Genomic DNA, 13,883 nt, shown 5'->3' with positions numbered 1-13,883 from the left:
AAATAAACAAAGCATCCAATCTTCCAATTGAATGCCTTATCATATAATTTACCTGGGACACAACTCCTGTCCTCCTGTCTCAATAAATACCTTCACAGCCCTATTCAATATTCCAGTCAAATATGCCAATAATATACCATAATTAGTAATAGGTACTCCTTTATCATTACAAACTCTCATTCTAGTTTCCATAGTCTTCTTATTCAACATACAAGATCCACAGTGAATAACTAAATCGTAAGTTTCCAAATCCTTAGGAAAATCTTCTCCCATTCTAAAATGAAAATCTATTTCTTTTCCTAGATGTTTTGTTAATAGCTTTGGAATCTTCACCTTGCCTATATCTTCATGGGAGGTATTGTGGGAGCAGCTTTCCATGATTAGAATTTTTGGGGTTTCCTTTTCTTTTAAACTTTCTATAACCTTTATACCTTCTAAGAATGTATTCATGTCTCCCTTTTGTCTAGCCATTATAATAGAAAAACTAGTGAGGCTTATACTTTTCGGTACTATTTTATCTACTTCTTTAAAGGCTTGTGAGTCTGTGACTACAAGGTCTATATCCTTTAAGTCCTCTATAGCTGAGGCTAGTTCTGTATCTCTCACTACATAAGATTTTATACCATGATCTAAACAGTCTCTAATCAATTGTACTTGAGGTAGAATTAGTCTTCCCTTTGGTGCTTCTGCATCTATGGGAACTACCATTATTACTTTGCCTCCGTAGGGAATGATATCACCTATTAAAGTCTCCTCTTCCTCATCTGCATCTAGATTTTTTATTAACTCATCCTTTAGATGAGATATTGCATCACTATCCTTTGTAGATACAAAAACTACATTTTCCCATTTCTTCTCATTATCTATATTACTTTTAATTTCTTCTAATCTTTCCTCTGATACTATATCAGTTTTATTTATAACTATAATATAGGGAATGTCTCTCTTTTTAAATTCCTCTACAAATTCTTTATGATAGTTATCATCTATATCAGTTATTTCCATTACATAGATAGCAAAGTCTATCTTTTCCAAGGTCTTCATGGTTTTCTCTACTCTTAGTTCTCCTAACTGCCCTTCGTCATCTATGCCTCCTGTATCTATAAATACCACAGGTCCAAAGGGAATTAACTCTACTGATTTAGATACTGGATCTGTTGTAGTGCCTTTAATTTCCGATACCAAAGATATTTTCTGCCCTATAATATCATTCATAATAGATGATTTCCCTGCATTTCTTTTTCCGTAGAATCCTATATGTTTTCTATTGGCTCTTGGCGTATTGTTCATATTCCTCTCCTATCTATAAATATAAATCCCTTTCCCCTTTTTTTATCTTGTCTATTTTTTCTAGAAGAAGATTTCTTATATCTTCTCTCTCTATATTTTCTATTTCTCTTGCTATCATATTATTTACTGTACTCTGTAATTCTCCGTCACCATAGTCTAATGCATATTCCAATAATGTCATTAGTGCATTAGGTCCACAAACATTTTGTATCCGCCCTGATTTTGCTAATTGCATAAATCTGTCCCCAGTTCTACCCATTCTATAGCAGGCCGTACAATAGGAAGGGATATGACCCTCGTCTATTAATTCCTTAATTACTTCAAAGGGTTTTCTATTATCTGCTACCTCGAATTGAGGTTTATTTTTCTTTTCTTCACTTTCCTTGTACCCACCTACACCTGTGCAGGAACCAGCACTTACCTGAGATACTCCATATTCTATTACTTCCTTTCTCATTTCATGGGTTTCCCTTGTAGATAGGATAATTCCTGTAAATGGAACTGCAAGCCTTATTATAGCAACAATTTTCTTGAACTCATCATCTGTAACTATATGAGGAAATAGATTCAAATCCATACCTTCAGCTTTTTTAAGCCTTGGAACTGATATTGTGTGGAAGCCTACTCCATATTTATTTTCCAAGTATTCATTATGAAGCATCAAAGCTAATACTTCAAACTTATAGTCATGTAGTCCAAATAATACTCCCGCCCCTACATCATCTACACCACCTTCCATGGCCCTGTCAAAGGCAGTTAAATGATAATCATAATTTGCCTTTGGTCCGTTTAGATGCATTTTCTCATAGGTAGGTTTATGATAGGTTTCTTGGAATAATATATAAGTGCCTATACCTGCATCCTTTAATTTTCTATAATTTTCTACTGTAGTTGAGGCTATATTTACATTTACTCTTCTTATGGCACCATTATCATTTTGTGTTTCATAGATTGCTTTTATAGCATCTAGAATATAGTCTATATTACAATTTATTGGATCTTCTCCTGCTTCCAGAGCCAATCTTTTATGTCCCATCTTTTCTAGTAATTTTACTTCTTCTTGTATTTCTTCTCTTGTTAGCTTTCTTCTTTTGAAATCATTATTCCTTTTATATCCACAGTAGACACAGTTATTTACACAATAATCACTTAAATAAAGTGGTGCAAAGATTACAATTCGATTGCCATATATTTTCTTTTTTACCTCACCGGCTATTTTAAAGATTTCCTTTATATCCCCTTCATCTTCAGCTTGAAGTAAAATAGCTATATCTCTATGAGACAGTCCCGTTTTATTCTTTGCTCTATCTAATATCTCTTTAATATCTTCCTTCGTTACATTCTTTCCTTCTTCCAATAGATTATATATAAGTTCATGGCCAATCATCTTCTTTCCCTCCACTTTACATTGTCTCCTCTAGACATATCTATAGAAAATCCTGATGATACTATTCTCTTCTCTATACAATATCTACACTCTGCTGCCTCGTCCCCAGTACAAATCTTTCCATCATATAAAGAGTATTTTTCCCTCACATTAGTAGGAGATAAATTCGGCATCACTACATTGGCTCCCGCCTTTATTCCCTGCTCTCTTCCAAGTGGATGAATTGTACCTAAGGCTGTTGTTGCCGGTAATAGTGAATATGGTAAAAATAATCTAGTTAGAGCAATCATAGTAATAGTATCTTCAAGTGTACCACCTAATTCATCCTTATAAATAGTGTCCTTATGTGGAATAAAAGGTCCTATGCCTACCATCTCTGGTTCTAACTCCTTTAAGAACAAAAGGTCCTTTGCTAAATCTTCTTTGGTTTGTGTTGGTATACCAACCATAAATCCAGCTCCTACTTGGTATCCTATTTTCTTTAAATTCCAAAGGCATTCCATTCTATTATCATAGCTTGAATTAGTGTGTATTCTTTCGAATAATTCTCTGCTAGCTGTTTCATGTCGTAGAAGATATCTATCTGTACCTGCACTATGATATCTTTCATAAGAATCATAAGACTTTTCACCTATTGAAAGTGTTATGGCAACATCAGGGTATTTATCTTTTATAGCGATGATTATTTCAATTATCATATCATCTGAATAATAATCATCTTCTCCGCCCTGCAGAACAAATGTTCTATAGCCTAGGTTATATCCGATTTCACAACAAAAGAGTATTTCTTCTGGACTCAACCTATATCTTTCTACATTTTTATTTGATGCACTTATACCACAATATTTACAGCCCTTCTTACAATAGTTTGTAAATTCTATTAGGCCCCTCATATAAACCTTATCTCCATAGGCTCTCATTCTTGTTTCATGAGCCTTTTCTATAAGATAGTCCTTCCCAGACTCTTCAATATTATTTAAGACATATACTAGCTCATCATATTCTAATTTATTAGTTTTATAAAGCTTATCTATTAATTTTTTCATAACTTATTTCCTCTTCTTTGGTTTCTAAATAATATTATAATTGGCAATATGGAAATAACCTCCATACTGCCAATTCTTCAATTAATAATTCAAAATTCAAAATTACATTTCAGCTTCAGCTTTCTTATGCACATGTAATAGTTCATGATTATCCTTTAGTATATCTTCAAACAATGACATTACTAATGGATTTTTCTCTGAGCTCTTTATATGTGATGTTCTATCAAGCTTATAAAGCCCCTTAGCTCTCTCTTTTCTCATTTCTTTATTCATTGGAACCGGTTGTCCTCCACCAGCTATACATCCACCTGGACAGGCCATTACTTCTATGAAATCATAATGTCTTTCTCCTGCTTTTATTTGCTTTATCAATTCATCTGCACTTTTCAAACCATGTACTATAGCAATCTTAACTTCTTTTCCATCTACATTAAATACTGCTTCCTTTAGATTATCCATTCCTCTTACATTGCTAAACAGTATGTCTTTTGCAGAATGGTCAGGTTTATCTCTTAATAATCTAGTAACTACAGCTTCAGTAACTCCACCAGTAGCTCCAAATATTATTCCTGATCCACTTGCTAATCCAAATGGCATATCAAAGGATTCTTCTTCTAACTGGTCAAAGATAATTCCTGCTTCTCTAATAAGAAGTGCCAGCTCTTGAGTTGTAATTACTACATCTACATCTCTAACACCATTATGCTGAAGTTCTTCTCTAGCTGCTTCTGCTTTTTTAGCAGTACAAGGCATTACTGAAATCATTATTGTTTCTTTACCTTCTTTTTTATCTTTGTCCTTATAATATTCCTTTATAACTGCTCCGAACATTTGCTGCGGGGATTTACATGTAGAAATATTATCAACCATGTCTGGGAACTTATTTTCTGCAAATTTCACCCATCCTGGACAACAGGAAGTGAATAATGGTAAATTTTCTCCTGTAATTAATCTTTCTACAAATTCCTTACTTTCCTCTATTACAGTCATATCAGCAGCAAAGGCAGTATCATAAACTTCATCAACTCCAAGAGTTTTAAGAGCTGATACTATTTTTCCTATAGTTACTTCTCCAGGATTTAGTCCAAATTCCTCACCTAAAGCAACTCTTACGGCTGGGGCAATCTGTGCTATTACTCTCTTTGATTTATCGTGAACTGCTTCCCATACCTTTTGATTATCATTTTTTATAATAATGGCTCCTGTAGGACAAACTGCTCTACATTGTCCGCAGTTTATACAATTTACTTCTGCAATATCTCTATCAAATGCTGGTGATACTGTCATATTTGAACCTCTATGTGCAAAACTCAAAGCTCCTACTCCTTGCACCTCTTCACATACCCTTACGCAGTCGCCGCATAGAATACATTTATTAGGGTTTCTAATTATACTTAAACTGGATTTATCTATCGGTAATCTTTTTCCTATATGGTCAAATCTAATATCTTTAATACCAAATCTAATAGCTAATTCTTGCAGCTCACATTTTCCAGTTCTATCACAAGCAGTACAATCTCTGTCGTGGTTTGCTAGTATCATTTCAAGTATTGTCTTTCTGTATTTTTGTACCTTTGGAGTATTTGTAAATACCTCCATACCATCCTTTGGTAATTGGGAACAGGAAGCAAATGTACCGCCCCATTTATCTTCAACTATACACATTCTACAAGCACCATAAATACTTAACTCAGAGTGATAGCAGAATGTTGGTAAATTGATACCAGCTTTTCTCACTACTTCCAATACATTTTTCTCTTGATCAAATTCTACTTTTCTGCCGTCTACAATCATTGTACCCTTCATAGCCTAAGCCTCCTTTATAGCTGTAAATGCGCAGGATTCTATACAAGCACCGCATTTGATACATTTACTTTGATCTATTATATATGGTTCCTTTATTTTGCCACTAATTGCACCTACAGGACAAATTCTACTACATTTACTACATCCTTTACAAAGCTCAGGGCTTATCTCTATTACCTTTAGACCTTGACAAGTCTTTGTAGGGCATTTCTTATCTACCACATGGGTTAAATATTCATCCCTAAAATATTTCAATGAGCTAACTACAGGATTGGCAGCTGTCTTACCTAATCCACAAAGTGCAGTATTCGTTATTGTATCTGATAGCTCTTCAAGTAGGTCTAAATCCTCAACAGTTCCTTTACCTGATACAATTTTTTCTAGAATACTAAGCATAATCTTTGTACCTTCTCTACAAGGAACGCATTTACCACAGGATTCATTTTGAGTAAAGTTCATAAAGAATCTAGCTACTTCTACCATACAAGTATCTTCATCCATAATTACCATTCCGCCAGAGCCTATCATAGCACCAGCATCTGTCAGCGAATCGAAATCCAACGCCATGTCTAAATGCTCTTCCGTTAAGCATCCACCTGATGGACCACCTATTTGTACAGCCTTAAACTTCTTATTATCTTTTATTCCGCCACCTATGTTAAATATTATCTCTCTAAGAGTAGTACCCATTGGTACTTCTATAAGTCCAGTATTATTAACATTTCCAGTCAATGCAAAGGCCTTTGTACCTGGGCTGCCTTTAGTACCAAAAGATCTGTACCATTCAGCGCCATTCATGATTATATGTCTAACATTAGCAAATGTTTCAACATTGTTTAGAACAGTAGGTTTTCTCCAAAGTCCTTCTTCTACAGTTCTTTTTGCCTTTACTCTAGGCATTCCCCTTTCACCTTCGATTGAAGCAATAAGTGCACTACCTTCACCACATACAAAAGCTCCTGCTCCTTGATTAACATGAAGATCAAAGTTTAAGCCTGTGCCTAGAATATTTTTACCTAATAGTCCTATTTCCCTTGCTTGCTCTATGGCTTTATTAAGTCTAGCTACTGCTAATGGATACTCTGCTCTAACATAGATATATCCTTCAGAGGCTCCAGTAGCATAGGCCGCAATAGCCATACCTTCAATTATATTATGAGGGTCTCCCTCCATAAGGGATCTATCCATAAATGCACCTGGGTCTCCTTCATCACCATTACATATTACATATTTCATATCACTGGAATAAGAAAGAACTTGAGACCATTTCTTTCCAGCGGGATATCCTCCGCCTCCTCTTCCTCTAAGACTCGCATCAGATATTTCTTTACATACTTCCTCTGGTGTCATTGTATCTATAGCCTTAGCTAATGCTTGATATCCACCATATGCAATATATTCTTGAATTGATTCTGCATCTATATGTCCACAATGTTCTAATACAACTCTAGTTTGAGATTTATAAAAAGGTATTTCTTCCTGCTCATGATAAACCTTATCTCCTACATTGTACATAAGCCTTTCAACTGGCTTTCCCTCTACTAAAGTAGAGTTTACTATTTCTTCACAGTCTTCTACTTTTACCTTTAAATATAAAAATTTATCAGGTTCAATTCTAACTAACGGCCCTGCCTCACAAAATCCATGACAACCAGATTTCTTAATTCCTATTCCCTTATCTTCTTCATATAATTCAACTTTAGCTAATAAACCTTTTTCTTCTATCAATCTTTTTATCTCAGCATATACCTCTAAAGATCCTCCTGCTACACAGCCTGTTCCACCACAAACCAATACTTGTTTATATTGTTTATCTAAGGAATTCTTAAATCTTTCAGAAATGTCTATGAGTTCTTTAATACTATTGATTTTCATTTATGCTTCCTCCCTTAATTTATTTAAGAGTTCAACTGTAGATTCAGGAGTCATCTTCCCATAAACCTTATCATTGATATTCAATACTGGTGCAAGTCCACATGCTCCAAGGCATGATACAGTCTCAACAGTAAACATTAAATCATCAGTAGTATGCTTTTCATTATCAAGTCCCAACTCTTTCTGTAATGCACTCAGTATAGGTATAGATTTTCTAACGTGACATGCTGTGCCATCACAAATTTTAATAACATACTTTCCCTTTGGTTTTAATGAAAAGTTCTCATAAAATGTGGCAATACCAAATATCTTAGAAGGACTAATATCCATCTTATTTGCTATGTACTCCAACACTTCCTCAGGTAAATACCTATAGTTCCCTTGAATCTCTTGTAGAATAGTAATGATTGAGGATTGATTACTTCCATGCTTCATTACAATCTCATTAATTGTGTCTTTCATCTCTACAGTAAGCATAAATGAACCTCCTAACTATTTTTTATTATATTTTGTTAATTTTTTAACCCTTAATTTGAAAAATTTATGCTGTGAATATTTGAATACTGATATGAATTATATTTGCTATGCCTAGTTTATGATTATATACCTAAATGAAATTGTGAGAATATTTAGAATGAATAAAATTGTCAAACCGCTCCGTTCCAATATTATTGAAGGTTTTATTAAATCTTGATAATGTAATTCTATCAAAAATATACTTTTAGTCAATATAATTATTATATTTTTTCGACAAAATATTTTTATAGATAAGCTCTTTATATTAGGTATTCTTATGTTTATTTTGTTTATATTTTAACAAGTTTTCCCTTTATTTCTTTATTGCATTAAAAAATGAGCAGAAAATCTATAGTAGACTACTGCCCATTTTAAATTTAAGTTTTAATTATACTTATTCTTCGTATCTCACTCTAATCTCACTCTAAAAATGGATTCTGAAACACATCATTATATGGTGATTTTTTAGCGAAGTCCTTCGCTTCTTTTTCACCCTTTTCCGTTGGCAACATGGTTCCTGGGCCTCCAACGCATCCACCAGGGCAAGCCATACCCTCCAATAAATATCCATTAAATTTCCCAGCCTTTGCTAACATTAACATTTTTCTACACTCAGATAAACCGTTAGCATTATGTGTTGGTACTTCCACTCCTGGATTAAATTTTTCTATGCTTTCTTTTACTGATGCTGCAACACCTGATGCAAATGCAAAATTCCTTCCCTTCGTTGATGCATCTGCAACAACTTCATCCTCTTCAATCTCAGCAACATCGATATTTGCTGCTACAAATATTGCAGCAAGCTCCTCATATGTGATTACGAAATCAACATATGGTCGAACTTCTTCATCCATTGCTTCAATTTTTTTTGAAATACATGGCCCTATAAATACTATCTTACCACTTGGACTTCTTCTCTTAATTGCCTTTGCTGTTTCTACCATTGGTGTATTAGATGAAGATATATACTGATATAGATCTGGAAAGAATTTCTTCGCTGTCATTGTCCAAGATGGACAGCAAGAAGTACCTAAAAACGGTTGTTTTTCCGGTACAAGTTGTGGAAACATTTCAGCTTCATGTCGGGCAGCAACATCTGCCCCTAATGCTACCTCAATGATTTCTGTAAATCCTAGGTCCTTTGCTGCTCTTACTATTTTACCCGGTGTTGCAAATGGTCCAAATTGTCCTACAAATGAAGGTGCTATTATTGCATGAACTTCTTCTCCTTGTTTAATAGCTAAAACTAACTGAAATATATCTGATTTATCTGTGATAGCTGCAAATGGGCAATTTACTATACACATACCACAACTTACACATTTATCATAGTTTATTTTTGCTCTGCCTAATTCATCTGACTCTATAGCATCTACTCCACATGCAACCTCACAAGGTCTCTCTAATCGCATAATTGCATGATATTGACATGCTTTAGCACATTTCCCGCAATCTATACATTTTTCCTTATCTATTATTGCTCTATCCTTTCCTATGGAAACAGCATTAACTGGACACACTATTACGCAAGGGTGAGCGATACATTTTCTACAATTGTCAGTAACATAATGCTTTGATCTCGGGCAAGCTTCGCAAGCAAATGGAATTACATTAACTAAAGGTTCTTGAATTATACTATGGGTCGCTACTGCTTCATCAACAGATTTAGATAAACGAGCATTCTCATCATTAGATTTTCTATCTAACCCTAGACCAAGTCTAGCTCTAGCCGCTACAATTGCTCTTTCATGAAAAATACTTCCCCTATATTGAGGTATTTCCCCACTTATTACTTTATAGGGTATATCGTCAACTTCTCTTGGGTCTCTTCCCTCCCAAGCTATCTTTGCAATCTCGGTAAATACTTGTCTACGAATGTATGTAATTGGTGTAAACAGTCCTCTTAGCATTTTTTCTCTCCTCTAATTATTTAACTAGTTCTATTATTTCTGATACGATTTTTTCCGCACTGGCATTTGTGATTATTTTTCCATTCAACTCAACTACAGGTGCTTTATCACCCTTGCAAAACTTTAAACATTTTATTGCCTCAATTTCAATTTGTTCGGGATATTCTAATTGTAAATTTTCAAGACTTTCCTGTAAATTTAAATTTCCCATCATTGTACAATGAGTTCCCATGCAAATTTTTACTTTAACTGCCATTTTATCACTTCCCTTATATATTTGTTATAATTATAACATATTATTGCTTTAATAAAAATATTAAATCTATTGTTTTAAAGCCTGCTCTAAATCCTCTATTATATCTTTACTATCCTCAAGTCCAACGGAGATTCTTACCATACTTTCTGTTAATCCAAATTCAGCTAATTTTTCTCTTGGATAACCTCTATGGGTAATGGCTGCTGGTAGCTGTACTAAAGTCTCGCAATCTCCTAAACTAACTGCTAGCTGTGCTAGTTTTAAACTATCTACAAATTTTATTGCAGAATCAAGTCCACCTTTTACCTCAAAGCTTATGATAGCTCCAAAGCCATTCATCTGTTCCTTCGCTATATTATGTTCTTTAAAATCTGATAGACCTGGATACATTACTGAATCTATCCTAGAATGATTTTTTAAAAATTCTGCAACTTCTATCGCATTTTTCTCATGCTGTCTCATTCGAAGTCCTAAAGTCTTTAATCCTCTAAGTAGCAGCCAAGCATTAAAAGGACTCATCACGCCTCCAAATTCACACATATAGCCAAATTTTAGATGATGAATATAATCTAAATCTTTAGCTATGGCAACTCCTCCTACTACATCACCATGACCACAAATATATTTTGTAGCACTATGCACTACCACATCTGCTCCGAGTAATAGTGGATTTTGGAAATATGGTGAAGCAAAAGTATTATCTACTACTACCTTGATACCTTTACTCTTCGCTATTTCCGACACTGTTTTTATATCTATAATAGATAAATCTGGATTTGATGGAGTCTCAAAATATATTACTTTAACAGATTCATCTATAGCATTTTCTAGCTCATCTATGTTGGTAAGGTCTGCTATTTTATAATTTACATTATATTTTGGCAGTAATTCAGTAACGACGCTATAGGATGAACCATAAAGTGTTTTGTGAACTATAATAGTGTCTGCTGGTTTTAGAAGAGAAAATATCACAGAGCTAATAGCAGCCATACCTGAAGCAAATGCCACAGCCCCTGCCCCATGTTCTAGTTCTGCCATTCTGTTCTCAAATAATCTTAAGGTTGGATTATTTCCCCTAGTATATACATAATCATCACTCTCAAAGGACATTACCTTGTTTGCATGATCTATATTGTTAAATACAAAGGTTGAAGTCTGAAATATAGGTGGATTTAATGAATTACTTGGATTATTTCCTTTACTTCCTGCATGAATTGCTCTTGTATCAAATCCTGTCATTTTTATCACTCCGTTTCTACAGTTCACAATGCACAATTATAATTCAATTATTGAATTGTTGCATTTACACTGTTCTTGATCTAGTCCTTGTTTAAATATTTCTATAAAAACTTCTGTTATTTTTTCCTTATTTCTGTTCATTGCACCCTGAATGTCATGTAGCTCTATTTCCCCACTTATTCCTGTGCACCAGTTAGTTATAATTCCTATGGTTGAGTAGCACATACCTAATTCCTTAGCCAGCACAACCTCTGGTACATTAGTCATACCTACTACATCACCGCCAAGACTTTTATACATCCTTATTTCAGCACCAGTCTCAAATCTTGGCCCTTCTGTACATACATAGACTGCATCTCCTTTTATTTCTAATTCATGTTTCTTAGATTCATTATAAAACTTTTCTCTTAGATTTTTACAATATGGATCACTCATATCAACATGTTTTACTGGTTCATTTCCGCCCTCAAAGAAAGTCATTGGTCTTAATTTGGTAAAATCAATAAAATCTTTAATTACAACAACATCGCCAGGAATATAGTTTTCATTACATGATCCTACTGCCGCAGTTCCATATATATATTTCACTCCTAGTTCTTTCAATGCCATCATATTAGCTCTATAATTTATTAAGTGAGGAGGTGCAGAATGTCCTTTACCATGTCTAGCCAAAAATACAATATCTTCTCCCTCTATATTGATAATATCCAATTCTACTTCTCCATACTTTGTCTTTACTTTTTTTATAGTAGTGTTATGACCTGTATCATATACACCCGTGCCTCCGATTATAGCTTTCATAGATTCACCTCTATCTTAGTTTCATTATATTTTCCTTATATGGAAACCTTATAATTCCCTTCTCAGTTATTATTCCAGATATATTTTCCCAAGGAGTTACATCAAAGGCTGGATTATATACTTCTATTCCCTCTGGAGCAGTTCTTACTCCATCTATATGGGTCACTTCTATTGAATCCCTTTCTTCAATCTCAATTTCTTTTCCTGTTTCTATATCAAAATCTATGGTCGTCGTAGGTGCAACTATATAAAATGGTACATTATAAGCCTTAGCTACTACAGATAACATAAACGTACCTATTTTATTTGCAGTATCACCATTTAAAGCAATTCTATCTGCACCAACTAATATTACATCTATTTTCCCATCTCTTATCAATGTGGCAGCTACATTATCTGCTATCAATTTTGATGGAATCCCTTCCTGTACCAGCTCCCATGCAGTTAATCTACCACCCTGTAATCTAGGTCTTGTCTCATCGGCGTAAACAAATATATTTTTTCCAGTATAGTGTGCTTCTCTTACAACTCCAAGAGCTGTACCATATCCGACTGTAGCTAAAGCACCAGTATTGCAATGAGTTAGAATAGTTGCCCCTTGTTTTATAATTTCATTACCATGCTTTGCCATAGCCTTATTTGTAGCCATATCTTCCTCAAATATTTTATCTGCTTCTTCCTTTATCTTTACATATATTTCTTCATTTGATAATCTTCTATTTTCTTCTATTAGCAATCTCATCTTTCTTATTGCCCACATTAAATTTACTGCTGTAGGTCTTGAATTGTTTAAAACTTCCAAAGCTTTATCAAGATTTCCTAGGAAATCTTTCTTGTCTTGATTTAAAAACTCCTTGGCTGCTAAGACAACTCCATAGGCAGCTGTAGCGCCTATAGCTGGTGCTCCTCTCACAACCATGTCCTTTATAGCGAAGTCCACCTCCTTATAGTCTTTGCATTGAAATATTTCATAAATAGTTGGTAGCTTTCTTTGGTCAATTAAATATAGAATGTCATCCTTAAATTCAATAGCTTTTATTTCTTTCATTATTTCTTCACCTGCCCATAAGTCTTAAATTTTTCAAGCATTAATACCATCTCTTCTTCTGGTAGAATTATCGGTTCTCCAATGGACTTAGTTCTATAATATAGCTCTGCACAATATTCAATTTCTTCCGTAATATTAAATGCATTAGCTAAATCCTTTGCACCTGCCAATAATCCATGGTTTGCCAATAATACTGCATATCTATCTCTCATAGCTTCAAAGGCATTTTCAGCCAATTCCTTTGTTCCATATGTAGCATACTTTGCACATCTAACATCAAGTCCCGCCAAAGCAACCATATAGTGTACTGGTGGTAGTGACCAATTTAAACAAGCAAGTGTTGTGGCATACATAGTATGTGTATGAATTATTGCATCTATCTCTTCTCTATTAGCATAAAATATCCTATGCATTTCCACTTCTGATGATGGCTTTTTATCTCCTTCAATTATCTTCCCTTCCAAATCCATAACTACTACATCTTCTGGTTTTATATCAAAATAATCTATGCCAGTGGGTGATATGCAAAATAATCTTTTCTCTCTATTATAAATACTTAGATTTCCACCTGTTCCCTTAGTAAGTCCTGATGTAACCAATCTTTTCCCATATTCTACAATCTCAGTTCTTTCATCTATCATCAACATTGTATCAGCTCCCATTTTGAAAGTATAAACTTTCCATCATTATGATTAGATAATACCATTGA

The 13,883-nt window shown here is 34.1% G+C and carries 12 protein-coding genes; all 12 read right to left on the bottom strand.

The window, feature by feature from the left end:
• Nucleotides 1-48 precede the first annotated feature (48 nt).
• The 12 genes from hydF to KQI38_RS17250 all read right to left on the bottom strand — a co-directional run bounded on the left by hydF (nucleotide 49) and on the right by KQI38_RS17250 (nucleotide 13,821).
• Nucleotides 49-1,290: a [FeFe] hydrogenase H-cluster maturation GTPase HydF gene (gene hydF / locus KQI38_RS17305; protein WP_216561595.1), complete on the bottom strand. Its 1,242-nt coding sequence runs from the start codon at nucleotides 1,288-1,290 to the stop codon at nucleotides 49-51.
• A gap of 13 nt (nucleotides 1,291-1,303) precedes the next feature.
• Nucleotides 1,304-2,677, bottom strand: a complete 1,374-nt coding sequence (hydG, locus tag KQI38_RS17300) for a [FeFe] hydrogenase H-cluster radical SAM maturase HydG (RefSeq protein WP_216561593.1) — start codon at nucleotides 2,675-2,677, stop codon at nucleotides 1,304-1,306.
• Nucleotides 2,674-3,723 carry a [FeFe] hydrogenase H-cluster radical SAM maturase HydE gene (gene hydE / locus KQI38_RS17295; protein ID WP_216561591.1) on the bottom strand — a complete coding sequence of 350 codons (1,050 nt, stop codon included), beginning with the start codon at nucleotides 3,721-3,723 and terminating at the stop codon, nucleotides 2,674-2,676. Before hydE ends, hydG begins: the two co-directional genes overlap by 4 nt.
• 102 nt (nucleotides 3,724-3,825) lie before the next feature.
• On the bottom strand, nucleotides 3,826-5,529 hold the full coding sequence (locus KQI38_RS17290; protein WP_216561589.1) for a [FeFe] hydrogenase, group A: 1,704 nt from the start codon (nucleotides 5,527-5,529) through the stop codon (nucleotides 3,826-3,828).
• A gap of 3 nt (nucleotides 5,530-5,532) precedes the next feature.
• A complete protein-coding gene (locus tag KQI38_RS17285; protein WP_216561587.1) occupies nucleotides 5,533-7,404 on the bottom strand; it encodes an NADH-quinone oxidoreductase subunit NuoF in 1,872 nt (623 codons plus the stop codon).
• Complete coding sequence (locus KQI38_RS17280) at nucleotides 7,405-7,881, bottom strand: NADH-quinone oxidoreductase subunit NuoE family protein (RefSeq protein WP_094899723.1); 477 nt, start codon at nucleotides 7,879-7,881, stop codon at nucleotides 7,405-7,407.
• A 458-nt stretch (nucleotides 7,882-8,339) separates the two neighbouring features.
• Entirely contained in the window at nucleotides 8,340-9,830 is a 1,491-nt protein-coding gene (locus tag KQI38_RS17275; RefSeq protein WP_216561585.1) for a 4Fe-4S dicluster domain-containing protein, read from the bottom strand.
• A gap of 16 nt (nucleotides 9,831-9,846) precedes the next feature.
• Nucleotides 9,847-10,107 carry an NAD(P)H-dependent oxidoreductase subunit E gene (locus KQI38_RS17270; RefSeq protein WP_304440613.1) on the bottom strand — a complete coding sequence of 87 codons (261 nt, stop codon included), beginning with the start codon at nucleotides 10,105-10,107 and terminating at the stop codon, nucleotides 9,847-9,849.
• A gap of 45 nt (nucleotides 10,108-10,152) precedes the next feature.
• Entirely contained in the window at nucleotides 10,153-11,325 is a 1,173-nt protein-coding gene (locus KQI38_RS17265; RefSeq protein WP_094899720.1) for a trans-sulfuration enzyme family protein, read from the bottom strand.
• Nucleotides 11,326-11,361: 36 nt separating this feature from the next.
• Nucleotides 11,362-12,126: an S-methyl-5'-thioinosine phosphorylase gene (locus KQI38_RS17260; protein ID WP_094899719.1), complete on the bottom strand. Its 765-nt coding sequence runs from the start codon at nucleotides 12,124-12,126 to the stop codon at nucleotides 11,362-11,364.
• 10 nt (nucleotides 12,127-12,136) lie between these two features.
• Nucleotides 12,137-13,174 (bottom strand): S-methyl-5-thioribose-1-phosphate isomerase, encoded by a 1,038-nt coding sequence (gene mtnA / locus KQI38_RS17255; protein ID WP_216561583.1) that lies wholly within the window; start codon nucleotides 13,172-13,174, stop codon nucleotides 12,137-12,139.
• Entirely contained in the window at nucleotides 13,174-13,821 is a 648-nt protein-coding gene (locus tag KQI38_RS17250; RefSeq protein WP_094899717.1) for an L-fuculose-phosphate aldolase, read from the bottom strand. Before KQI38_RS17250 ends, mtnA begins: the two co-directional genes overlap by 1 nt.
• Nucleotides 13,822-13,883: the final 62 nt, after the last annotated feature.

The organism is Tissierella carlieri, from assembly GCF_018917285.1.
GTDB lineage: Bacteria > Bacillota > Clostridia > Tissierellales > Tissierellaceae > Tissierella > Tissierella carlieri.
Note: the sequence above shows the minus strand (reverse complement) of the source record. Positions and strands in the feature narration are given on the sequence as shown.